Below are 22,697 nucleotides of genomic sequence, written 5' to 3'. Positions count from 1 at the left end.
TCCCCTAGGGTCCCTGAAGGAAGGGTCGACGGCGGGACTGGGTGTTACGGGTTCGGAACGACGGGCGGGAGGAGAAGATCCGGGCCTGCAGGTCGGTGAGAAGTTGGATGAGAGTCGGTCCAAACTCATCATATGAGCTGACATCCATAAGATTGTCCCGGCGGAGCATGTTGTTGCTCAGCGCCTCGGCCAGGGCGGCTCTCAGCTCGGTGGCGTTCTCGGCCGTCTCGACATCATCCGGGTTCCAGGGAACCAATACACCCGTGGTGGGCTCGTTGCGTCGGTCGTACTCGATGAGTGCGGTACGGAACGGCTCCAGCGTTGCCGTCCACACGTCAATGATGAAGATGACGACCTCGTTGCGTTCTCTTGATCTCTCGAGCAGCTCGCTGATCCCGGCATGCAGTGGTACGACGCTGGACGACATCTCCTGGCTCGCCGCCACGGCCTGCGCTGAGATGCACACCCGCTGCCGGAAGTTCGGATGGTAGGGCGTCCAGTCGTCGAAATCGCTGCCATAGTAATCCAGCTGCTGACGCAGTGCCGATATCGCCCGAGCCGAGGTGACTGCGAACACGAAGGTCACCCGCTTGGGGCCGCCGCCCTCGGAATCTGCCATTGTGGCTTCCTCCGCCCCGGGGGTCTGGGGCGCCGCCTGCGGTTCACGGGACCTGCCGAGCCAGAAGTCGGGTCCGGGCTGCGGCTGGGCCGCAGGACCTGCTATCCGATGGATGTTCCGGGCGACACCCCCGTCCGGCGGGGCGGCCGTCTGGGCCGGCGAAACCGATGGCGGTACCGGGGGAGCCGGCGGAGTCCGCGGAGCTGGGGAAGTCGGCGGAGCAGGCGGTTCTGGCGGGTCGGGGGGCGCCGTCGGCCCGAACGCGTTTCGCACCGCGTGGAAGTCAGGGGCTTGAGCCATGGGCGGCAGCGGGGAGTTCTCGGCCAGATGTACGATCCGCTCGGCCAGCGCCACCAGGAACTCCTGGTACTCGTCGTGGTTCCGCTTCAGCTGCAGGAGATATCGCAGGCCGTTCTGGGCGTAGCACCTCCCTAGATCATCGTGATTGTACTGTAAGTGGGCGAGGATCGTCGGCGGTGGACGTAACGGTGTCCAGATCACGGGGAGTAGCGCCGGCGGGCGCACTGCTCCCGCCAGTGCCCGCTCGCGGAGCCGGTCGGTGAAGACCTGCCACTCTCGGCCGCAGTACTCGCTGGTGAAGAAGCTGCGCGAACAGATAGCCACGAAGGTCCGGCATCGCCCGAGGGCGTTCGCCAGCTCATCCGACCATGCCTCGCCCGGCTGGATACTTGCGGTGTCGAGGAAACCGACCTCGTCCAGGCTGGGATGGCCGCCCCGGGTGCGTACCTCGTGTCGTAGATCGGTGAAGAACGTTTCGAGATAGGGGCCGTCCGTGTTGTCCGCCCGAGCGTAGCTGAGAAAGAAGTACGGGGGCGGCGTCATCATCGGGTCAGGACGCGGCCGGGGGTACGTACACCCGCATGATCATTTGAGTTGGATGGATGGCGGTGCGACTTGCTGGCAGTCGGCTATCGGTGTTTTCGGGCTCTGCCCCGTGTTGCGTCCGTTGACGACTCGACGATCCCCAGATGATCTCCCCCGACTCCACTGGTCCCCTCGATTCTCGTGCGACGACGCCGGGTTCGGCGTCCCCGTCGGCCCCTCCCGCACCAGGTATCGCTGAGTGAGAACAGAGTCTACGTCGTGGTCCTGCCGTATGCGGCAGGCTGGTTTGCGGCCAGATCGGCGCAGCGTGGTCATCCGGTGGAGAGCGTCGCACGGGCGCGGAGTTGACGTGCGCTGCTGGTTCAGAAACCGGCTAAGTACGGTTTCCGAGGACCGCGGACGTGCGGGCTCCGGATCTCAGGCGTTGGCTGTCCCCCCAGACCGACTATCTACGGTGGGCGGAGCGCCATGGTTCACTTTAGGGGCGCCCGGCGCCGACCCAGGCTAGATTGGATGATCGGGGCGGGTCTAGGAGGTTGCTGGTGGACAGGTGGCTGACAGGCATTGAGACACGCCTACCCGACATGAGCGGGTGGCCGCTTGGCGCGATCGAGGCGGTGGATAACCCCGCGCTGCGCCGAGCCGTGCAGCGGCTCGGCTGGGAGGCCACACAGCAGCCAGCTGCGCATGCCGGCTTCACGTCGAGCGCGGGTTTCAATTCCAGCCTCTCGGCTCCGTAGGCGGGAGCGAGGTGCAGAACATTCGCGCTGAGACGCGGCGGCCCGAGTGGCCGTACGGCTTTCTAACAGGCGAGCAGCGTAGTTGGTCGGGCCGGCGCCCGGAGCCTTTCCGGCAGGTCGTTCTCAAGATTCACAGTCGCTGCAACCTTTCGTGTACTTACTGTTATGTCTATCATCAAGCTGATCAAGGGTGGCGCAGCCAGCCCACCGTGATGAGTCGCCGTACCGTCGCCGCGACGGCCGGGCGGGTGGCGGATCACGTCCATCGGCACGGGCTGGCCGCGATAGAGATCGTCCTCCACGGCGGCGAGCCACTGTTGGCCGGTGCCGGCATGCTTGACGATTTGGTCACGGTGTTCCGGGAGGCCGCGCCACCGCACACCCGAATCGCCTTCAGTATTCAGACCAACGCCGTGCTCCTCGACGAGCGGATGCTCGAGCTGTGCCTGCGCCACGGCATCGGCGTGGGGGTCAGCATCGACGGGGGAGCCGAGCATCACAATCGGCGGCGGGTGCGCCGCGACGGGGCCAGCAGCCTAGCGGGCACGCACGTCGGGCTCGAGCGACTGACGTCCGAACGGTTCCGTGCCGCCTTCGCCGGTCTGCTCTGCGTCATTGACCTGGACAGCGATCCGGTGGAAGTCTACGAAAGCCTGCTCGCCTGGCGTCCGCCCGGGGTCGACTTCCTGCTGCCGCACGGAAACTGGCTGGTCCGGCCGGCCGGCCGGGTGGAGGACGAGACGCTTGCTCCGTACGCGGATTGGCTCATCGCCCTGTTCGAGCGCTGGTATACGGCCCCGGAACACGAGACGAGCCTCCGCCTGTTCGACGAGATCATCGCACTTCTCCTCGGTGGACGTAGTCGGGTCGAGACTGTCGGTCTGACCCCGTCGACGGTGATCGTGGTGGAGACGGACGGGTCGATCGAGCAGGTCGACGCGTTGAAGTCCGCCTACCATGGGGCGGCGTTGACCGGACTGCACGTAGAACGGGACGATTTCGACGCCGCGCTCGGTCATCCAGGCATCGTCGCCCGGCAGATCGGGGTCGAGGCCCTCGGCGAGGAATGCGCCCGCTGCTCGATCCACCGGGTCTGCGGCGGCGGCTACTATCCACACCGGTACCGGCCGGGCAGCGGTTTCCGTAACCGCTCGGTGTACTGTGCGGACCTGTTCAAGCTGATCGTGCACATCGGGGACCGGATCCATGCCGATCTGGAACCCGTCCGACGCCGCCTGGGACAAGCGTGAAATTTCATCGGCTGGCCACTTCCGACTTCGATGAACTGGCGGCCGGGTGGTCTGGAGCGAAGCTTGTCCGCCAGCTTCGGGTGACGCAACTCAGCAAGCGGCTGCTGGTCCTGCGAGCGTTCCTGGACGATGCGGCCCACCTGAAACCGGACGCCGTCGCAAAGAGCGGCCTCGACGCCAGCTTCAAAGTGCTGGTCGCAGCCCAGCGGATCGCCGCCGACGAGGTTGGCGAGCTGCTACTCTCCCCGGGTTTCGGGCTGTGGGCGATGCACTGCCTGCGGCGACTACACGGTACCGTCACCTCGCCGACGCCGATCGAGGACGATCTGGCCGGTCTCGGGACCCTCGCCGTCGTGGCGGCCCTGCGCACCGGGCTGGACGCTGAGGTCACTTTGCTGATCAGCGGCAGCGAGCTGGTTCTGCCCACGCTGGGCCGCTACCGAGGCGAGCTGACCGGTTGGGCCCGGGCGCGAACCGCCGGCCGCATGCTGACGATCCGCAGCGCCGATCCGGCCGATGGTCGACCGGTCCGGATCGACTGGCAGCGGCCGGCGCAGCCGGGTCGAAGCGGGCCCGGTGGCGCCGATGCTGGCTGGGAACCGGTGCCCGTGCTTGGCAGTGAGGCCGACGGCGGGCGGATTGACCTGCGGTTGGATTTCCACGATCCCGCCCGCCGCTGGCTCGATCTCCCGATGACGGCCGAGGTCGAGCCGGACGCGGTGGAGCTGTGGCAGCAGCGGATCGACGAGGGCTGGCGGATCCTGCGACGACACGACCCGCCGGCCGCCGAGGCGCTCGCTGCCGGGCTCACGACGATCTTTCCGCTGCGGGTGACGAGCGAGGCGACCGAGCTCAGCGCCTCCGCCGGCGAGGCGTTCGGCGCGGTGGCGATGACGCTGCCGAAGGACGGCCTGTCGTGTGCGGCCGCGCTGATCCACGAGTTCCAGCACAACAAGCTGTCGGCGCTGCTCGACCTCGTCACCCTGTTCGAATCGGTCGAGGGTCGGCTGTTCTACGCGCCCTGGCGTGCCGATCCGCGTCCCCTGCCCGGTCTGCTGCAGGGCGCGTATGCCTATCTCGGCCTCGTCGACTTCTGGAATTTCCAACGTCGAGTGCTCTCCGAACCGGATTATGCGCATTTCGAGTTCGCCCGGTGGCGGGAGGAGGTGTGGCGGGTTCTCGTGACGATCCGGCTCTCCGGTGCCCTCACCCCGCTCGGGCTGCGTTTCATCGACGGCATGCGGACGGTGATTGGGCGGCATCGTCAGGCTGCGGTCCCGGCCGAGCCGCGGCGGCTGGCCCGCCAGATCAGCCTCGACACCTGGACGACCTGGCGGCTGTGCAACCTGGAACCCGCCGCCGACCAGGTGGCGGCCCTCGCCGAAGCCTGGGCGAAGGGCCGTCAGGCTCCGGCCGGGATGCGGGTGGACGCCGGTGTCCGGCCCGGCAGCCGCGGTCTGGTTCACAGCGCCCGGCTGGATTTGGTGCATCTCCGGCTGAACGAGCCGAAGGTCTTCGCCGCGGCACGGGAGGGCGTTCCCGGTGTGCTCGAACAGGAGTTTTCGCTCGCCGATCGCGCCCATGCCTTCGGGGACGTCCACTTGGCCGCGGCCGCGTACAAGCAGGAGATCGCCGGCGATCCGGACCGCCTCGGAGCCTGGGCCGGTCTCGCCCTATGCCGGCGGGAGACCGACCCGGGCGGCAGCCGGATACTCATCGCTCACCCGGAGCTGGTCCGCGCGGTGCACCGAGGCATCGAGGAGCTGACCGGGAAGCGTATCGACCCGGACGCCCTGACGTCCTGGCTGCCCGAACCGGTCCCCGCTGGGACAACAACGGGGACAACGGAGCTGTAGCGGAGCTATAGCGGTGGCGGCTCGAAGTCGAAGTCGAGCCGCTCGCCGCGCAGGCCGGCCTGCACGTCCGGATGGTTCTCGCCGAGGACCCGCCGGTAGCGGCGCATCGTGTCCTCGGTGAGCGTCCGGCCCTCCTCCACCCGGCCGACGGCACCAAGGTCCAGCGCCACATTGGTCGCGCAGACCAGCGTGTGCGGATGGTCCGGCCCGATCAGTTCACGGAACCGGGCCAGCGCCGCCTCACCCATTTTCAGGGCCTCGTCCGGGCGTCCCAGGGCTGAGCGTGCCGTCGCCAGGTTCGCCAGACAGGTCAGGGTGTAGTGATGGTCGGCGCCCAGCCTCGTCTCCAGGCCGGCGAGTGACGCGATCAGGAGGCTCTCGGCTTCCTCGACCTGCCCGAGCTGGCGGTGGACGAGGGCGAGGTTCAGCGCGCAGCCGTAGGTGTACGGATGGTCGGGGCCGAGCACGTCACGGTACCGGCGGACCGTCTTCTCGATCCGGATGGTGGCCTCCTCCGGATCGCCGGCCACCCGCTGCGCGTTGCCGAGGTTGATCCCGGCGGCGAGGGTGTCCGGGTGCTCCGAGCCGTACTGCCGGCTGTTGGTGTACCGGCTGTGCACCTCTTGCGCCAGCTCCAGTGCGGCGGTGAAGTCACCGGCCTTGCGGCGCGCCACCGAGAGTTCCTTGAACTGCAGAAGCACGTGGGGATGCTCGACTGGCAGTACGCGGCGCTGAACCATGTCGCGATAGATCAGGTACGCCTGCTCTGCCAGCTTCCTGCCCTCCAGGTACTGTCCGGCCTGTCGGAGGTCGCGAGCCAGCGCGGCCATCGCGTGTACCACCCACTGGGCGTCATCGCGGCCGTGGAGGGCACGCCGCTCGGCGAGGTTGCGCTCGTCGGCGGCAAGCGCACGCGCGTAGGCGCTGGTGAGGCTGTAGTCGACGGCGAGGTTGTTGGCGGCGTTCTGGGTGGCCCGGGTCTCCTCGCCGAACACCGTCCGGTGACGGGCAAGGGAGTTTTCGTCAAGCTCGCGCGCGGCGTCGAATTCGCCGCGGGCACGTAGGTCCGCGCCGTGGCCGTTGAGGATGATCAGCGTCTCCTCGTGATCGGCGCCGAGCACCTCGATAATGGCCTCGAGGGTGGGACGCCGTAGGTCATAGGCCTCGCGGTATCGGCCGAGCGCCCAGAGGATGTCCGCCTTGATGCCCCGCAGCACGAGGACATCGGGGTCGTTGTCGCCGGAATCGGCGATCCAGCTGGCCAGCGCCCGGTCCGCCTCGACGAGGCCGGTGGTGAAGTCACCGGTCTGGTAGAGGTACCTGACGATGTGTTCGATCAGCTGGCGTGACGGCGGATCCTGGGCCTGGTGCACCTCGGAGGGCACGATGTGCGGCAGCAGCCGACCGAACTGAGCCCAGTTCTCCTCGTCGTCCGCGTCGCCCGGGTCAGCCCCGACGAGCAGCTGGTGCACCTCGTCGCGCACGCGCCGCTGATCCTCGGCGGGCAGGTCGTCGCGGATGAGCTTCTGGACGAGCCGGTGGACCTGTAGCGTCCGGTTGTTGGTGTCGATGCGGGCGAGGGCGTAGCGGCCGAGTTCCCGGATCGCGCGGCTGACCAGCAGCCGGTCCTGCATGGCGATGCCGAACTCGGATTTCAGGATGTACTTGCCGCGGTCGAGCATTTCCATCGAGATCGGCTCCGGGCCGAAGAACGCACAGCGGCGGAGCAGTTCCAGCGCGAACGGGGCCTGTTCCTGCAGGCGGTTCACCGACAGGCTCCACGCCGCGGCGACCGGCCTGGAGTAGTCGGCGGCCGAGTTCTCGGCGAGCAGCCTGCCGCCGGCGTTGCGCAACAACTCCAGATACTCCTGGGCGCCCATGCCGGTCTCGGACTGCAGCGCGCCCGCCTGCTCCAGAGCGAGCGGCAGGTCGCCGAGGGCCTCGGCCAGCTCGTCGGCGTCGGGCGCCGAGATCGCCGGAACTCGACGGCGGAGGAACTCCAGGCTCTCTCTGCGGTCGAAGACGTTGACCTCGATCGTGTCGACATGGCTCAGCCAGCTACGGTTGCGCGAGGTCACGATGATGTGCCCCGGACCCTGCGGGATGCTGGGACGGATCAGCTCCGGCTGCTCGGCATTGTCGAAGATCAGTAGCCAGCGGCGGTACGGCTCCCCGCGGCGCAGCGCGTCCAGGACCAGGGCGACGGCGTCGTCGACCCGCAGTGGGGCGGCGTCGGCCAGTCCCAACCGTGGGGCCAGCGCGGCAAGAGTCGACCGGACTAGCGAGGGCTGGTCTGCGGGGACCCACCATACGAGGTCGTAGTCGGTCTGAAATCGGTGGGCGTACTCGATCGCCAGATGAGTCTTACCCACGCCGCCGAGCCCCTGCAAAGCATGCGGCAGCACCGCGGTGATGTCTCGCGTGTCCGAGGTGATCTGGGCACGTAGCTCGGTGAGCAGCCCTTCTCGGCCGGTGAAGTTCTTGTTCCTTTGCGGGACGTTCCCCCATACGGTCGGGACCCGCCGGCCGGTGTCCTGTATCGGAACTGACCTCACCACCGACGAATCCACTTTGCCCCCGCGTTGTCCGATGCGAAACAGCTTGCTTTGGCGCGACACCTCGCCGATGAAAAATGCTCCATACTACCAACGGCTGGATCTTACTCTTCGCGTGGGGGCGGTTGCCATCCCCTCCGGCAGTCGCGTCGCGTGTCGCTCTGCGACGACCCCCCATACGTATCATATGGGGTTTAACGGATGTTAGCCATGATGCCGGGCTATGCGCGGCGAAGCGGTGCAAGAACGCCCAGGTCGGAACGGCCCGAAGGGGGTGAACGTGCCGGAACGAGGGCTTGCGAGCCGGATGATCCAGCCAGCGAAGTTCGAACGATGTGTAGATGGCGGCCTCGGGTGGGCGGGCACGGATCGCCGGGTGGGATTGTGGTGCGCCGCCCGATGCCGGGAGCGCGTCGGCCGGCCCCCCTCGGCCCCCTCTCGGCGCGAGAGTGGACTCAGGGTGGCGGGATCGAGGCCAGCCCGGCTTCGCCGCACAGGGTGCACTGCCTCGAATCGCGCTGCCACCCGACACGCCCACAGGAGCTGGGCTCGACGCCCCTCGGGCCGCCGGCACCGGACTCCGAGTAGCCAGGGTCGGCAGGGGAGCCCATTCCTGGCCGCCGACAATATGGTCCAGGTGGTCCGCCGGGCGACTGTCCACCACCGCCGATCCGGCGTCCGATAGAATTTAGTGACGTCACGAGGTTGGCAACGAGGGGCTCTACTACATTGGCTACTGAAACGGTCGCAGCTGTCAGCGTAAATGCGGTTTTCCGGCGCGCGGTCGTCGTGCGGCCCGTTCGCCCGCTGTCGGGCGGTACCGGCCACGAGGGGTGGCGTTCCGTGGTGTCGGCCGAATCCTCGGGGCCTGATCCATCCACCCAGGTGCACGAGGTTCCGCCGTCCCGGCGCTGTAGCATACGAGGCGTGTGATGGCGGTCGTTCCAGGCGACCCGCCGTTTCCCGGCCTTCGGTCTTTTGTGGAGGTTGACTCGGCGCAGTTCTTCGGGCGGGTGGCCGTTGCCCACACCCTCCTGGCCCAATGGCTTGAGAACCGCCTTGTTGTCGTGTACGGACCAATCGGAGCAGGAAAGAGTTCGCTGCTTCGGGCAGGAGTGCTTCCACATCTTTCTCCGGAAGTCGCCGACGTGCTGCCGGTGGGGCGGATCTCGTCGGCACCGGGGGGAACCGGCAGAGGTCCCGCTTCGGCCGGTCAAGGTGGCAACCCCTATGCCGAGGCGGTGCTGCGGACCTGGTCTGGTCCGGGGGGCACGGGAACGCTGCCCGTCGAACTCCGGCACCATCTCGGCGACTGGTCACCGAGCCCGGTCCGGGGCCCAGCTCTGGACGGCGAGGCCGGCCGAGGTAGCAGCGGGCGGGACAGCGGCGGCCTGAGCGGCGCCGACACCGGGAGACCAGGGGAGTCCTTCGACCCGAATCGGCCGATCCTGGCCGCGGTTGATCAGTTCGAGGAGTTCTTCGCCCCGCGCACGCCGCATCTCGAGGTGTTCCGCGAGCAGTTCGTGACGATGCTGGCGGAGGCGGCCGCGGCGCTGCCCAACCTGCGGCTGCTCCTGGTGATCCGGCAGAGTTTCCGGGCGGCGCTCGCCCGGTACGAGAACACCCTGGCCAGCGACGGCGGCATCACCTGGGTCGCCGTCGAGCCGCTGGAGCGGCGCGCGGCGATCGCGGCCATGGCCGAGCCGATGCGGCGCGCGGGCCGCGTGTTGCCGCCGGATGCCGCAGCGGCCTGCGTGGACGATCTGCGGACCAGTCGGGTCGTCGACGCCGCAGGGACGCCGGCAGTCCTGGTGGCCGACCGGGTTCAGCCGGCCTACCTGCAGCTCGTGGCCGCGGCGCTCTGGCGGGACGAGACCGGATCCGCCGCGTCCGTCGTCCCTGCCTCGCTGGCCCGGGGAGGAGTGTCGGACGCCGTTTTGGGGGCGTACCTGACCCGGGTCATCGTGGCCGAGTCTCGGCGGCACGGCCTCGACGACGCGGTCGTGCGCCGCTGGCTGACCCGGACGTTCATCACCGAGCGCGGGCGGCGGGCGACAGTCGACGAGGGCATCGCGACGACCGCCGGGATGCCCAACCGGTTGCTGGCCGCGCTGGCCGAGCGGTACGTCCTTGCCGGCGAGTGGCGTTCGGGCGCGCGGCGGTTCGAGCTCTTCGATGACCGGCTCATCCCACCGCTGCAGGCGGCGGTGCCGGACTGGGCGCTGGCCGGGGCGTCCGCCGCGGACATCGCGGCGGCGGATTACCTGCAGGCGGCCCTGATCAGCCAGGGGGATGGGGACCTCGCGGCCGCATGCGACCAGGTCGACGAGGCCCTGCGGCGCAGCGCCGACGAGCCGCGCACCATGGTGCAGGCGCTGATGCTGCGGGCCGAGCTCGACCAAGCGCAGGGGCGGGTCGAACAGGCGGAACGGCGCTACCGCGAGGCCGCGCAACTCGGCGAGTCACTGCCGGACACCGAGGCGTCCGGCCGGGCGCTGGCCGCGACGGGACGGCTGCTGCTGCGGCTCGGTCGGCTCGGCGGCGCGGTCGAGGACCTACAGGCCGCCACGGTGCGCCTGCCCGCTGACCTCGGCGTGCAGATCGACCTTGCCCGCGCGCTGTGGTACTCGGGCCAGCGCTGGGCGGCCGCCGCAATCTTCTCGACGGTGCTGACCATCGCGCCGGAGTCGATGACGGCCCGGATCGAACGCGGCCGGCTGATGCTCGAACTGGGCGACGACGTCGCCGCCCTCGACGACCTCGAGCAGGCGATCCGCCGCAGCGCTCCGGATACCGACCGGGCCACCGAGACCCGCGCCGCCCGGGCGCTCGCGCTGGCGCGGCTGGGACGTTCGGCTGCCGCATCCGCCGAGGCGACAGCCGTCCTCGACGACGCCCCGGACAGCGGCCCGGTCCTGTGGTGCGCAGGCGGCGTGCTGCGCGCGATTGGCGACGACTCCCGCGCCGACGACCTGCTCCGGCGGGCGTTGCAGGCACACGGGCCCGCGCTGCTGCCTCATCAGCGGGAACAGGTCCGGCGGATGCTGCGCGGCCCGGGGGCCATGGCCTGATCGGGCGGGTCGCGCAGCGGCCCGGCGTCGGCGGGCGACGTCGACGGTGACTGGGACGGGAGGTGGCACCGAATGGCGCTGCATGGGCAGGCGAAGGGGCAGCGGGCGGAGCAGACGGTCGAGGTGCGGCCGCAGCTGGTTCGACCGGGGGAGGACACGACCGTGCCGAGGTACCGGCTCCCGCGGGAGTCGATCTCGCCGGAGACCGCATACCAGATCGTGCACGACGAGCTGATGCTCGACGGCAACGCCCGGCTGAATCTGGCCACCTTCGTCACGACCTGGATGGATCCGCAGGCCGACCGGCTGATGGCCGAGTGCACCCCCAAAAACATGATCGATAAGGATGAGTACCCGCAGACGGCCGCGCTGGAGGAACGCTGCGTCAACATGCTCGCCGACCTGTGGCACGCCCCGGACGCCGAGCATGCCGTCGGCTGCTCGACCACCGGCTCGTCCGAGGCGTGCATGCTCGCCGGGCTGGCGCTGCTGCGCCGCTGGCGGGCCCGCCGGCGCGCGGCGGGCGCGCCAGCCGACCAGCCCAACATTGTCATGGGCATCAACGTGCAGGTCTGCTGGGACAAGTTCGCCCGTTACTGGGATGTCGAGCCCCGGCTCGTGCCGATGGCGCCGGGCCGCACCCACCTGACCGCCGAGGAGGCCGTCGCCCGCTGCGACGAGAACACGATCGGCGTCGTGGCGATCCTCGGCTCGACGTTCGACGGCAGCTACGAGCCGGTCGCCGAGATCGCCGGCGCGCTCGACCGGCTGGCCGCGATGGGTGGGCCGGACGTGGCGGTGCACGTCGACGCCGCGTCGGGCGGGTTCATCGCCCCGTTCTGCGACCCCGAGCTGGTCTGGGACTTCCAGCTCGACCGGGTGGTGTCGATCAACACCTCCGGGCACAAGTACGGGCTGGTCTATCCGGGGGTCGGCTGGGTGCTGTGGCGCAACCGCGAGCACCTGCCGGCGGAACTGGTGTTCGAGGTGGACTACCTCGGCGGGAAGATGCCGACGTTCGCACTGAACTTCTCCCGCCCCGGGGCGCAGGTCGTCGCGCAGTACTACACGCTGCTTCAGCTGGGCTTCTCCGGCTACCGGCGAGTGGCCCAGGCGTGCCGGGACAACGCCCGGTGGCTCGCCGACGAGGTGGCCCGGATCGGTCCGTTCGAGCTGGTGTCGGACGGCAGCGGTATCCCCGCCTTCGCGTTCCGGCTGCGCGACGAGATCACCGACTACACCGTCTTCGACGTCTCCGAGCTGCTGCGCACCCGCGGCTGGCTGGTGCCCGCCTACCGGTTCCCGGCGGATCTGACGGAGCTCGCCGTGCTGCGGGTCGTCGTGCGGCATGAGTTCAGCCGCGATCTCGCCGGGATGCTCATCGTCGATCTGCGCCGAGCCGTGGACAGGTTGACCGGCGCCGGACGGCCCTTCCCGCCGCCCTCACCGGACGGCGAGGCGTCCTTCCATCACTGACCGCGCGGCTCGCGCTACTGACAAGCGGGAGTCGCCGCTGGTGGGTGGTCAGGGGGTGGCGGTGAGGACGGGGCGCAGGGCGTCGAGGACGGTGGCGTCCTCGATGGTCGGGGGAACGGCGGGGGAGCGGCCGTCGGCGATCTCGCGCATCGTCCGGCGCAGGATCTTGCCGGAGCGGGTCTTGGGCAGGGCCGCCACCACGTCGACCCGCTGGAACGCCGCCACCGGCCCGATCTCCGCGCGGACCCGGGCGACCAGCTCCGCGGCGAGCGTGTCCGGCCCGATCTCGACTCCGGTCTTCACCACCACCAGCCCGCGCGGCACCTGGCCCTTCAACGCGTCCGCGACGCCGACGACGGCGCACTCGGCCACGGCCGGGTGCGCGGCGAGAACGGCCTCCATCGACCCGGTGGACAGCCGGTGCCCGGCCACGTTGATCACGTCGTCGGTGCGGCCCAGCACGAACAGGTACCCGTCATCGTCGAGGTAGCCGCCGTCGCCGGTCAGGTAGTACCCGTCGAAGGCGGACAGGTAGGACGCGACGAACCGGTCGTCGTCCTCCCACAGGGTCGGCAGGGTGCCCGGCGGCAGCGGCAGGCGCAGGCAGATCGCACCCTCCGTGCCGGCGGGGACGGGCTGGCCCGCCGGGTCCAGCACCCGCACGTGGTAGCCCGGCATCGGCACGGTGGGGGAGCCCGCGCGGGTGGGGAGCGGTTCCAGGCCGATCGGATTTGCACAGATGGGCCAGCCCGTCTCCGTCTGCCAGTAGTTGTCGATCACCGGGATGCCCAGGGTGGCGACGGCCCAGTCGTAGGTGGCCGGATCGAGCCGTTCGCCGGCCAGGAACAGCGCCCGCAGCGACGAGCGGTCATGCCCGCGCAGCAGGGCGCCCGCCGGGTCTTCCTTCTTGATCGCCCGGATCGCGGTCGGCGCGGTGAACAGCACGTTCACCCCATGCTCGGCGACCACCCGCCAGAAGGCGCCGGCGTCCGGCGTGCCCACCGGTTTGCCCTCGTAGAGCACGGTCGCCGCGCCGGCGAGCAGCAGGGCGTAGACCGCGTACGAGTGCCCGACCGCCCAGCCCACGTCGGAGGCCGCCCACATGACGTCCCCCGCCCGGATCCCGAAGACGTTGCCCATCGACCAGGCCAGGGCGACGGCGTGCCCGCCGTTGTCGCGCACGATCCCCTTCGGCCGGCCGGTGGTGCCGGACGTGTAGAGGATGTAGAGCGGGTCGGTGGCGGCGACCGGCACCGGCGGCAGCGGGGCGGCCGCAGCCAGCGCCGCGTCCCAGTCGTGGTCGCGGCCGGTGATCATCGAGCAGCGCTGCTGGTCGCGCTGGACGATGAGGGTTGCGGTGGGAGCATGGGCGGCCAGCGTGATCGCCTCGTCGAGGATCGGCTTGTACGGCACCAGCCGCGCCGGCTCGATCCCGCAGGACGCGCTGACGACGACCAACGCCTGGGCGTCGTCCATCCGGGCGGCGAGCTCGGCGGCGGCGAACCCACCGAACACCACGGAGTGCACCGCGCCGAGACGGGCGCAGGCGAGCATGCTCACCACCGCCGCGGGGATCATCGGCAGGTAGATGATGACCCGGTCGCCGCGGCCCACCCCGAGGGCGGCCAGCGCCCCGGCGGCCCGAGCCACCTCGTCGGTCAGCTCGGCGAAGGTGAAGCGGCGGACGGTCCCGGTGACCGGCGAGTCGTAGATCAGCGCGAGCTCGCCGCCCCGGCCCGCGGCGACGTGCCGGTCGAGGGCGTTGGCGCAGGTGTTGAGCTCGGCGTCGGGGAACCAGTGGGTGACCGTCGGCTCGGCGCTCACGTCGAGTATCCGCCTCGGCGGCCGAGTCCAGTCGAGCGTCTGCGCGGCGGCCGCCCAGAACTTCTCGGGATCGTTCGCCGCCCGTTCGTACTCCCGCTGGTATGCGCCCATGGCCGTCATCCTCCCGCCCCCGGCGACCACCGGAGCGAATTCCGGCACTCCTGATCGCCGTCGCGCGGCACCACCGGGCGTGTCGGCGTGGCCTGGCCTTCCGCCGTCGACCACGACTTCGGCCCGGCTCGTGGTGTTACGTTTTCGCGCCAAAGCGAATCGACGTGGGGAGAGCAGTCATGACCAGACCGTTGGAGGGCGTCAGAGTCCTCGACTTCTCCGAGCACGGCTTCGTGCCGTCGGCCGCCGCGGCGCTGGGCGACTTCGGCGCCGACGTGGTCAAGATCGAGCGGCTGGCCGGCGACGCCATGCGCAGGATCATCGCCGGTGGCCTGGTGGCCACGAAGGACGGCTACGACTTCCAGTTCGAGCTGTTCAACCGCAACAAGCGCGGCATCGCCTTAGACGTCGAGCAGCCCGCGGGCCGCGAGATCTTCGAGAAGCTCGTGCGCTGGGCCGAGGTGTACATCACCAACCAGCTTCCCCGCGTCCGCCGAAAGCTGCGCACGGAACCGTCCGACATCTTCGCCCTCAACCCGAGCATCGTGTACGCCCGCGGCCACGGCCAGGGGCAGCGCGGGCCCGACGCGGAGGCCGGCGGTTTCGACGGTGTCTCGTACTGGGCGCGCGGCGGCGTGGCCCACGTCCTGACCGCCGCGGACGCGCCGCGCCTGACCCAGCAGCGTCCTGCACTCGGCGACGGTCCCAGCGGGATGTTCCTGGCCGGTGGAATCTGCGCCGGGCTCGTGCACGTGGGGCGGACCGGCAAGGGCATCGTGGTCGACACCTCGCTGCTGGGCTCGGCGGCGTGGACGCTCGGACCCGATCTGGCGTACACCACCCTGGCCGGCGAGCAGATGCCGATGGCGGCCGAGGAGCGGCTGTCGCCGCTCATCCGCCAGTACCGGACGGTCGACGGCCGGTGGGTGTCCCTGATGATGATCGATGAGGCTCGCTACTGGGAGCAGGCCTGCCGGGCCCTCGGCCTGGACGATCTCATCGCCCGTTTCCCCGACCCGGCCTCGCGCAAGGCCGGCTGGCCGGTGATCTACGAGCGGATCAACGCGGTCATCACCACCCTCGACCACGCCGAGGTGGACGCGAAGCTGCGCGCCCAGGGCTGCATCTTCTCGTTCTTCGCGACCCCGACGGAGGTCGTCGCCGACCCTGCGGTCGTCGAGAACGGCTATCTCATGGCGCATCCCGAGCATCCCGACGTCCGCCTCGCGGCCGCTCCGGTGCAGTTCGACGACGAGCTGCCGTCGGCCCGCCGTGCGGGACCGGCCCTGGGCCAGCACTCCCGCGAGGTCCTCACCGAGCTCGGCTATGGCGAGGCGGAGATCCTCCGCCTGCTCGACGACAAGGTCATCGCCGAACCCTGAGCGACAGGCCCTGAGCGACAGGCCTTGAGCGCCGAATCCTGCTCGACGGCCGCCACCTGGTGCCGGCGCCGCGCGGCCCAGGCCGGGATGCGGCGATCCGGGCATGGGTATGCCCTGGTCACGGGCGTTCCGTGCGATCGGCGCCGCCCGGGTCGGCGGTCTCGTCGCGAGTCCGAGTCGTGTTCGGCGTCGTGGCCTCCGGGCGGTGTCCTGACAGTCGACGAGGAAAAACTGTCGGTGGCGGGGTCCAGGGTGGTGGCACGGTTCGCAGCACTCGGGTTCGCAGCACTCGAAGGAGTCACCATGCCCACGCGAGACAACATCCCGGCCGGCGCCCCCTGCTGGGTCGATCTGATGACCTCCGACGCTGACGGGGCCAAGGCGTTCTACGGCGAGCTGTTCGGCTGGGGGGCGGAGGAGTCCGCCCCCGAGTTCGGCGGCTACACCAACCTCACGAAGGACGGTGTCCGCGTCGGCGGCCTGATGCCCAAGCGGCCGGGGATGGACGCGCCCGACGGCTGGTCGGTCTACCTGGCCACGCCCGACGCGGAGAAGACCGTCGTCGCCGCGACCGAGCACGGGGGCGGGGTGATCGTCGGGCCGATGGCCGTGGCCGACCTCGGCGTCATGGCCGTGGTGACCGACCCGAGCGGCGCGGCCGTCGGCCTGTGGCAGCCCGGCCTGCACAGCGGGTTCGGCGTCGCCGCCGAGCCGGGCGCGCCGGCCTGGTTCGAGCTGCTCACCCGGGACTACAACGCCGCGGTCCCCTTCTACCGCGATGTCTTCGGCTGGGACGTCCACGTCGCCAGCGACACCCCGGAGTTCCGCTACTCGACCTACGGGGAGGCCGACGCCGCCCACGCCGGGATCATGGACGCGAGCGGCTTCCTGCCGGACGGCGTGCCGGCGCACTGGTCGGTGTACTTCGCCACGGCGGACACGGACGCGACGCTGGAGCGGGTCGCCGCGCTCGGTGGCTCGGTCGTCCTGCCGGCCGAGGACACCCCGTACGGTCGCCTCGCCGCGGCCGCCGACCCCACCGGAGCCGTGTTCAAGCTGCTCGGGCCGAACGTCTCCACCCCCGCCACGAGCTGAACCCTGCCGTGATCTGAGCCCTGCCGTGAGCTGATGCCCGCCGCGAGGTGCACCCGGTGCGAGCTGGGCCCACCGCGAGGTGGGTTTCCCGGGTTCGATGTCCCAGGGCCGGTCGGTTCAGGCGGCGGCCGGCTCGGCGCGCAGCAGGCCGGCGAGGACCGATCCGGCGTGGTGGATGCCCGCGTCGTCGACGTCGAGGTGGGTGACGAGCCGCAGGGTGGTCGGGCCGACCGCGCCGACCAGCACGCCCTGCTCGGCGGCGCGGCGGGTGAACCGCCCGGTGTCGGCGACCTCGACGAGCACCATGTTGGTCTCGACCTGCTTGGGGTCGACGCGGCCGGGCGCGGCGTCGGCGAGCAGTGCGGCGAGCTCGGCCGCCCGCCGGTGATCCTCGACGAGGCGTTCGACGTGGTGGTGCAGCGCGTGCAGGCCCGCCGCGGCCAGCACCCCGGACTGGCGCATCGCCCCGCCGAGCCGCCGGCGCCAGTCCCGAACCTCGCCGACCCGTCCGGCGCCGCAGATCACCAGCGATCCGACCGGTGCGCCGAGCCCCTTGGACAGGCAGACCGACAGGGTCGTGAACGGTTCCGCGAGCCGGCGCGGTTCGACGGCGCCGGCGACGGCCGCGTTCCACAGCCGGGCGCCGTCGCAGTGCAGCGCGATCCCGGCGGTGGTGGCGAGGTCGCGGAACTGGTCCAGCCGGGCCGGTGACCAGACCCGGCCGCCGGCCCGGGCGGCGGTGTTCTCCACGGCCAGCACGCTGGTGCGGACCATGTTGTAGTTGCCGCCGATGCTGTGCGAGCGGATCGCCGCGGCGACGTCCGCCAGCTCCGCGGTGTCCGCGAGCCCGGGGATCGTCCGGGTCTGAATCCCGCCGAGTGCGGCCAGGCCGCCCATCTCGTAGGTCACGATGTGGGCCTCGGTGTCGGCGATGATCTCGGTGCCGACCGCCGCGCTGGCGCGCAGGGCGATGAAGTTGCCCATGGTCCCGCTCGGGACGAACACGGCCTCCTCATGGCCGAGCAGGTCCGCGGCGTACTCCTCCAGGGCCCGCACCGACGGGTCCTCGCCGTAGTGGTCGTCGCCGACCTCCGCCGCCGCCATCGCCCGGCGCATCGCCGCGGTCGGGCGGGTCACCGTGTCGCTACGCAGGTCGACCGGCCCGGCCGGCCCGACGGCCGGTCGATGTGTCGACCGCGAGGCCGGCGTGGCGATCTGGGCGCCGGTCGCCGCCGCGTCGTCCGTGGGGGTGCCGTCACGGGAAGCGTCGATGGTCATGGCTGGCGATGGTAGTGGCTCATCCCCGCCGCGCCGGCCGGCCCAATTACCTCAGTGACCCACATCTGGCAAGGAAGCGCGGCCGGATCGCCGCGACCATCGAGGACCTTGCCGCCGCCCAGGGCGATGCCGACTGGCAGGCCGTGGCCGCTGGTCACTGAGCGGGTCGAGTGATGCCGCGGTCGTGACTGCCCGGGGGGTCGGCGGCCCAGACAGCAGAGGGGAGCTCGGCGCGCAGGGTGGGGGCAACCTCGGTGAAGAAGCGTTCCAGGTGGGCGCGGGTGGTGGCGGGGTCGGTGAGGAAGAAGCCCTCCACGCCGACGCCGAGGACCTGGTTGCCGAAGCGTCGATGCAGGTCGAGCAGCTTGTCGGTGATCTGGTCGGCGGTGCCGACGAGGGCCGAGCCGTTGTCGATGAAGTCCTCCAGCGAGTCGAACGGGAAGTGGTTCTGCGTACAACGGGTCGCCCCAGCGGGCGGCGAGGTCGGTGGACCGCTCGCTGGACGCCGAGCCGTGCCAGACCCGCGGCGCCGGCTGCTGCAACGGCCGCGGCCGGGTGGTCGCCCCCCGCAGCGGCGGGCGGAAGCGGCCCGTCCAGGTCACGTTCTCCTCCCACCACAGCCGGCGGAACAGCTCGTAGTTCTCCGCCAACCGATCCCAGAGCTCGGTGGCGTCGACGCCGGACATGCCCGGTGAGACCGGATCGTTGCCCTTGCCGATGATCAGATCGAGGCGCCCGTCACTGAGATGGTCGAGCGTGGCGTACTCCTCGGCGGCGCGGACCGGATCGGCCAGCGAGAACACGGCGACGGTGGTAACCAGGCGAATGCGGCTGGTCCGGGCGGCGATGTGGGCGAGCAGCACGGCGGGGGCGGACGACAGGAACGCGGGGTTGTGCCGCTCGCCGACGCCGAACGCGTCGTAACCCACGCCCTCGGCCCAGGTCGCGAGGTCGACCAGAGCCCGCAGCCGCTCCCGGTCGTGCTCCGCCGGGAGATGACCGCGCCGTCGCCGTCACAGGTGTCGCGGCCGCCGTCGTTGTCACAGCCGCCGTCGCTGCCGCGGCGGCGGCGCCGATATCGCGTGCCGCCAGCGTGCTGGCCAGGAATCTCACGCCGCTTCCCTACCGTCGCGTACGTCGGGCGACGCGGGTCAGAAGCCCAGCGCCTCGCGGACCAGGACGATGGTGGCGCGATCCGGGAGGGCTTCCCGCTCCACGATGAGGATCTTGCCGATGAACGAGCTCTGCCCGTAGAGATCCTGCAACCGCTGCCACTCCCTGGGCAGGCTGTAGGCGTGGACGCGGCGGATTCCGGTCGCCAGGTCCGGCACCACCTTCTGCGCGCCGACCACCCAGATCGCCCGGCGGGCGCCCGAGGCGTACGGCGCGAGCTGGCTGCCGCTGGCCGAGCCGATGACGAGCTGGCCGTCCTCGGTGACCGCGTGCACGCTGCCGACGACCACGTCGGGCAGGGCCCCGAGCCGAATCTGAGCGACCACGTCGGCCCCGGGCGACGGGGCGTCACGCCGCACGGACCGGAACTCGCCGGACTCGTCGATGTCGGCCGCGATGCCGGACAGGCGCAGCGTCTCGCTGGCGGCGGTGAAGATCTCCTCGTTCCGGGGGAGCAGCTCCCGGACGAGTCCGCGGGCCTGCTCGGCGGTGTCCACGAGGTGGACGAGGTAGCCGCGCTCGCGCAGGTTCACGGCCGTCCGGTCGAGCCGCGCCGCGTCGGCCGGGATTGCGAACGCCTCGTCGAGAGGGGGTGCCAGCGTGGTCATGACGGTTACTCCGATGCGGGTCGATGGTTCCTGCTGGTAACTGGACCGATTCTGCGGAACCATCGAGTACGCCGGAAGACGGCACTTTTTTCTGCCTCGGTGATGTGGAGGTAACCATGTCCGCAAGCCCCGCCGACGCCGACGGGGGCAGGAGCGGCCCGAATGGCGATGTTGGCGGCCCGAGTGGTGATGCGGCCGGCCGGAGCGGGCGCGTGGATGGACCGGGCGGCGGCGGGCAGGCCGACACGCGGGCGGCGGCGGTCCTGGCGGTCCGCGACGACGCGACGTGCCGGGTCCGCGAGATCCTCGACCGAGTCGGCGACAAGTGGACGCTGGCGGTGGTCAGCGAGCTCGGCCGGGGCAGCCAGCGGTTCACCGAGCTGCGGCGGGCCGTGCCGGGCATCAGCCAACGCATGCTCACCGCGACCCTGCGCGGGCTCGAACGCGACGGCCTGGTCCGCCGGACCGTGCATCCGGTCGTCCCGCCGCGGGTCGACTACGAGCTGACCGAGCTGGGCCGGACGTTGCTCGACACGGCCTGGGCGCTGATGAGCTGGGCCCTGGAGCACATGGACCAGATCGACGACGCGCGCCAGCAGTACGATGAGCGTTGATCTAGGAGTCGGTCAGCAGCGGGGCCAGCCGTTCGAGCTGGTCGACGGCTGCCGGCAGGTCGACGGCTGCCGGCAGGTCGGCGGCGAACGGGTGCACGAGTACGTGGCCGGCACCGGCCGCCAGGTGGGCGGCCAGCCGCGCCGCCACGGCAGCCTCGTCTCCCCAGGCGAGGATGTCGTCGATCAGCCGGTCGCTGTGCCCGTTGGATACGTCCGCGTCGTCGTAGCCGAGGCGCCGGTAGTTCCGGACGTACGGGGAGTCCGCGCTCCCCGCTCCGGCGCCGAAGATGCCGCGCAGCCGCCCGCGCGCGGTCGCCGGGTCGGCGTCGAGCATCACGGCCTGGTGTGGGGATGACGAGCCGGTCCGGGCCGACGGCGGCGCGGGCCGCGGCGGTGTGCGCCACTGGCTGCAGGAAGGGGTGCACCCCGTCGGCATGGTCGCGGGCCAGCCGGTGGGCGCGCGGTCCCAGGGCGGCGAGCACTCGCGGGTAGCGCGGCGCCGGCAGGAGCCAGGCCGCGACGTCGTCCACCGCCTGCAGGTAGTCGCCGAGCGCGGTCAGCGGGCGGGGCCCGCTCTGCCCGCCGAGCCCGAGCACGAACCGGTCCGGGTACGCCTCGGCGAGGGTGGCGGCACCGGTGTGCATGGCGGCCGGTTCGCGGACGGACACGTTCGCGATGCCCGTCCCGACGATGATCCGCTCGGTGGCGGCGAGGATCAGGCTGTGCTGGGCGAACGCCTCCCGGCTGCTGGCCGAGGCCCGCGTCGCCTTCGCCGAGCACGGCACCGGCGCCTTCCTGGAGGACATCGCCCGCCGGGCCGGCGTGGGGACGGGCACCCTCTACCGGCACTTCCCGGCCCGGGCGGCACTGCTGGAGGCCGTGCTGCACGAGGAGTTCCAACACCTGGCCGCCTCCGCGGGCGAGGTGGCGGCCGCCCGGCCCGCCGGGCCCGCACTGCTCGCCTGGCTGCGCGAACTCGTCGCGTTCAACGGCACCTACCGCGGGCTCACCGCGGCCCTCATGCAGACCCTGCTCGACCCCACCAGCGAGCTGCACGCCGCCTGCGAGGCGATGCGCACCGCCGGTGGCGGTCTGCTCCGCGCTGCCCAGCAGGCCGGGCAGATCCGGCCTGACGTCACCGTCCTCGAGCTGTTCAGCCTGGTCAGCGGGCTGTCCTGGGCCCATGAGCAGACCTCCGCCGCTCTGCCCGGCAGCCTCACCCCCGACCGCCTGCTGCACCTGACCGTCGAGGGGTTGGCTCCCCGCCCCGTGCAGTCCGACGCGGCGCAGTTCGACGCAGGGCGGTAGGCACCCGAGGCCCCGCGGCATTACCTCGCGCGTAATCGACGGGATGTGCGGGTCACCGGAGGATCGGGCGCGGCGGGGATGTTCCCTCGCCGCCGCCGATCCGATCCGTTCTCGGCATCAACCGGCCGGCCGCTTGCGGGGCGGCGGCGGCGCCGTGAGGATGCCGGCTGCTCTGGGAGATCCGTGAGATCGTCTACGCAAGCTCTGCCGCGGACCGACGGTGCGCGGCCGGCCGGCCGGCCGGCTGGCTGCCACTGGTCGTGGTGCTCGCCGGCACGTTCGTCACCTTTCTCGACTTCTTCATCGTCAACGTCGCGCTGCCGTCGATCGAGACGGACCTGGACGCCGGGTCGGCGACGCTGTCGCTCGTCGTCGCCGGCTACGGGCTCACCTTCGCGGTGGGGATGATCACCTGGGGGCGGTTGGGTGACCTCTACGGCCGGCGCCGAATGTTCCTGGCGGGGCTGGCGCTGTTCACCCTCACGTCAGCGGCCTGCGGCCTCGCCCCGAGCGCCGAGGTGCTCGTGGTCGCCCGGTTCCTGCAGGGCGCCGCCGGCGCGCTGCTCACCCCACAGGTGCTGGCGATCCTCGGCACCCTCTACGCCGGGCAACGCCGGGGGCCCGCGTTCGCGGCCTACGGGTTCGCGATGGGGATCGCCGGGGTCCTCGGCCAGCTCATCGGCGGTGCGCTCATCGAGGCGGACCTCGCCGGCGCGGGCTGGCGGGCCGTGTTCCTCATCAACGTGCCGGTCGGCCTGCTCGCCCTGCCGGCCGCCCGACGCGTCCTGCCGGAGTCGCGCGGCCCGCGGGCACGGCTGGACCTGGCCGGCGCCGCGCTCGTGAGTGCGGCCGCGACCCTGCTCGTCCTGCCGCTGGTAGAGGGGCGGGAGC

General features: G+C 71.1%; 17 protein-coding genes and 1 pseudogene. 10 read left to right on the top strand and 8 right to left on the bottom strand.

Annotated features, from left to right (window positions below; genetic code table 11):
* Positions 1-4 precede the first annotated feature (4 nt).
* Positions 5-1,462 carry a TIR-like protein FxsC gene (locus tag NBZ85_RS02505; RefSeq protein ID WP_261561452.1) on the bottom strand — a complete coding sequence of 486 codons (1,458 nt, stop codon included), beginning with the start codon at positions 1,460-1,462 and terminating at the stop codon, positions 5-7.
* A gap of 587 nt (positions 1,463-2,049) precedes the next feature.
* On the opposite strand from NBZ85_RS02505, the gene NBZ85_RS33935 reads away from it, so the two are divergent.
* The 3 genes from NBZ85_RS33935 (at position 2,050) to NBZ85_RS02495 (ending at position 5,311) form a co-directional block, all read left to right on the top strand.
* Positions 2,050-2,205 carry an FxSxx-COOH-like cyclophane-containing RiPP peptide gene (locus tag NBZ85_RS33935; RefSeq protein ID WP_498041227.1) on the top strand — a complete coding sequence of 52 codons (156 nt, stop codon included), beginning with the start codon at positions 2,050-2,052 and terminating at the stop codon, positions 2,203-2,205.
* An 11-nt stretch (positions 2,206-2,216) separates the two neighbouring features.
* A complete protein-coding gene (locus NBZ85_RS02500) occupies positions 2,217-3,455 on the top strand; it encodes an FxsB family cyclophane-forming radical SAM/SPASM peptide maturase (RefSeq protein ID WP_261561451.1) in 1,239 nt (412 codons plus the stop codon).
* Positions 3,456-3,535: 80 nt separating this feature from the next.
* A complete protein-coding gene (locus NBZ85_RS02495) occupies positions 3,536-5,311 on the top strand; it encodes an HEXXH motif domain-containing protein (protein WP_261561450.1) in 1,776 nt (591 codons plus the stop codon).
* A 5-nt stretch (positions 5,312-5,316) separates the two neighbouring features.
* On the opposite strand, the gene fxsT is transcribed toward NBZ85_RS02495, so the two are convergent.
* Complete coding sequence (gene fxsT, locus NBZ85_RS02490; RefSeq protein WP_261561449.1) at positions 5,317-7,869, bottom strand: FxSxx-COOH system tetratricopeptide repeat protein; 2,553 nt, start codon at positions 7,867-7,869, stop codon at positions 5,317-5,319.
* A gap of 929 nt (positions 7,870-8,798) precedes the next feature.
* Between fxsT and NBZ85_RS02485 the strand changes: the two genes are divergently transcribed.
* Together NBZ85_RS02485 and gad are read left to right on the top strand one after the other, a co-directional pair.
* Positions 8,799-10,937, top strand: a complete 2,139-nt coding sequence (locus NBZ85_RS02485) for an nSTAND1 domain-containing NTPase (protein ID WP_264761131.1) — start codon at positions 8,799-8,801, stop codon at positions 10,935-10,937.
* A gap of 72 nt (positions 10,938-11,009) precedes the next feature.
* The gene (gene gad / locus NBZ85_RS02480) at positions 11,010-12,413 is read left to right on the top strand and encodes a glutamate decarboxylase (protein WP_261554208.1); all 1,404 of its coding nucleotides are present in this window, start codon (positions 11,010-11,012) and stop codon (positions 12,411-12,413) included.
* 48 nt (positions 12,414-12,461) lie between these two features.
* Here the strand turns inward: gad and NBZ85_RS02475 are convergent, their stop codons facing one another.
* On the bottom strand, positions 12,462-14,348 hold the full coding sequence (locus tag NBZ85_RS02475) for an AMP-binding protein (protein ID WP_261561447.1): 1,887 nt from the start codon (positions 14,346-14,348) through the stop codon (positions 12,462-12,464).
* A 179-nt stretch (positions 14,349-14,527) separates the two neighbouring features.
* On the opposite strand from NBZ85_RS02475, the gene NBZ85_RS02470 reads away from it, so the two are divergent.
* Entirely contained in the window at positions 14,528-15,730 is a 1,203-nt protein-coding gene (locus tag NBZ85_RS02470; protein WP_261557308.1) for a CaiB/BaiF CoA transferase family protein, read from the top strand.
* A gap of 303 nt (positions 15,731-16,033) precedes the next feature.
* Positions 16,034-16,825 (top strand): VOC family protein, encoded by a 792-nt coding sequence (locus NBZ85_RS02465; RefSeq protein ID WP_261557307.1) that lies wholly within the window; start codon positions 16,034-16,036, stop codon positions 16,823-16,825.
* 117 nt (positions 16,826-16,942) lie between these two features.
* Here the strand turns inward: NBZ85_RS02465 and NBZ85_RS02460 are convergent, their stop codons facing one another.
* The 3 genes from NBZ85_RS02460 to NBZ85_RS02450 form a co-directional block, all read right to left on the bottom strand.
* Positions 16,943-18,103 (bottom strand): GntG family PLP-dependent aldolase, encoded by a 1,161-nt coding sequence (locus NBZ85_RS02460; protein WP_261557306.1) that lies wholly within the window; start codon positions 18,101-18,103, stop codon positions 16,943-16,945.
* Positions 18,100-19,032: an LLM class flavin-dependent oxidoreductase gene (locus NBZ85_RS02455; protein WP_261557305.1), complete on the bottom strand. Its 933-nt coding sequence runs from the start codon at positions 19,030-19,032 to the stop codon at positions 18,100-18,102. The genes NBZ85_RS02460 and NBZ85_RS02455 overlap by 4 nt, the downstream gene beginning before the upstream one ends.
* Before the next feature lie 222 nt (positions 19,033-19,254).
* Positions 19,255-19,884 carry an LUD domain-containing protein gene (locus tag NBZ85_RS02450; RefSeq protein WP_261557304.1) on the bottom strand — a complete coding sequence of 210 codons (630 nt, stop codon included), beginning with the start codon at positions 19,882-19,884 and terminating at the stop codon, positions 19,255-19,257.
* 212 nt (positions 19,885-20,096) lie between these two features.
* Between NBZ85_RS02450 and NBZ85_RS02445 the strand changes: the two genes are divergently transcribed.
* Positions 20,097-20,498, top strand: a complete 402-nt coding sequence (locus NBZ85_RS02445; protein ID WP_261557302.1) for a winged helix-turn-helix transcriptional regulator — start codon at positions 20,097-20,099, stop codon at positions 20,496-20,498.
* A gap of 1 nt (position 20,499) precedes the next feature.
* Here the strand turns inward: NBZ85_RS02445 and NBZ85_RS02440 are convergent, their stop codons facing one another.
* On the bottom strand, positions 20,500-20,832 hold the full coding sequence (locus tag NBZ85_RS02440; protein WP_261561461.1) for an LLM class oxidoreductase: 333 nt from the start codon (positions 20,830-20,832) through the stop codon (positions 20,500-20,502).
* A 289-nt stretch (positions 20,833-21,121) separates the two neighbouring features.
* A pseudogene (locus tag NBZ85_RS02435) lies at positions 21,122-21,190 on the bottom strand (hypothetical protein); the annotation flags it as partial.
* Between NBZ85_RS02435 and NBZ85_RS02430 the strand changes: the two are divergent.
* Positions 21,174-21,806: a TetR/AcrR family transcriptional regulator gene (locus tag NBZ85_RS02430; RefSeq protein ID WP_308205003.1), complete on the top strand. Its 633-nt coding sequence runs from the start codon at positions 21,174-21,176 to the stop codon at positions 21,804-21,806. The pseudogene NBZ85_RS02435 and the gene NBZ85_RS02430 sit on opposite strands and share 17 nt — an antisense overlap.
* Positions 21,807-22,066: 260 nt before the next feature.
* On the top strand, positions 22,067-22,697 hold a 631-nt coding region (locus NBZ85_RS02425; protein WP_261561446.1), incomplete at its 3' end, for an MFS transporter.

This window comes from Frankia tisae, assembly GCF_025403405.1.
GTDB classification, from domain to species: Bacteria; Actinomycetota; Actinomycetes; order Frankiales; family Frankiaceae; genus Frankia; species Frankia tisai.
Note: the sequence above shows the minus strand (reverse complement) of the source record. Positions and strands in the feature narration are given on the sequence as shown.

Bases quoted from the DNA above. Each gene is read 5' to 3' on its own strand.
- NBZ85_RS02505 (WP_261561452.1), bottom strand. From the start codon at position 1,462: ATGACGCCGCCCCCGTACTTCTTTCTCAGCTACGCTCGGGCGGACAAC.
- NBZ85_RS33935 (WP_498041227.1), top strand. From the start codon at position 2,050: ATGAGCGGGTGGCCGCTTGGCGCGATCGAGGCGGTGGATAACCCCGCG.
- NBZ85_RS02485 (WP_264761131.1), top strand. From the start codon at position 8,799: ATGGCGGTCGTTCCAGGCGACCCGCCGTTTCCCGGCCTTCGGTCTTTT.
- gad (WP_261554208.1), top strand. From the start codon at position 11,010: ATGGCGCTGCATGGGCAGGCGAAGGGGCAGCGGGCGGAGCAGACGGTC.
- NBZ85_RS02475 (WP_261561447.1), bottom strand. From the start codon at position 14,348: ATGGGCGCATACCAGCGGGAGTACGAACGGGCGGCGAACGATCCCGAG.
- NBZ85_RS02470 (WP_261557308.1), top strand. From the start codon at position 14,528: ATGACCAGACCGTTGGAGGGCGTCAGAGTCCTCGACTTCTCCGAGCAC.
- NBZ85_RS02465 (WP_261557307.1), top strand. From the start codon at position 16,034: ATGCCCACGCGAGACAACATCCCGGCCGGCGCCCCCTGCTGGGTCGAT.
- NBZ85_RS02460 (WP_261557306.1), bottom strand. From the start codon at position 18,103: ATGACCATCGACGCTTCCCGTGACGGCACCCCCACGGACGACGCGGCG.
- NBZ85_RS02450 (WP_261557304.1), bottom strand. From the start codon at position 19,884: ATGACCACGCTGGCACCCCCTCTCGACGAGGCGTTCGCAATCCCGGCC.
- NBZ85_RS02440 (WP_261561461.1), bottom strand. From the start codon at position 20,832: ATGCTCGACGCCGACCCGGCGACCGCGCGCGGGCGGCTGCGCGGCATC.
- NBZ85_RS02430 (WP_308205003.1), top strand. From the start codon at position 21,174: ATGCCCGTCCCGACGATGATCCGCTCGGTGGCGGCGAGGATCAGGCTG.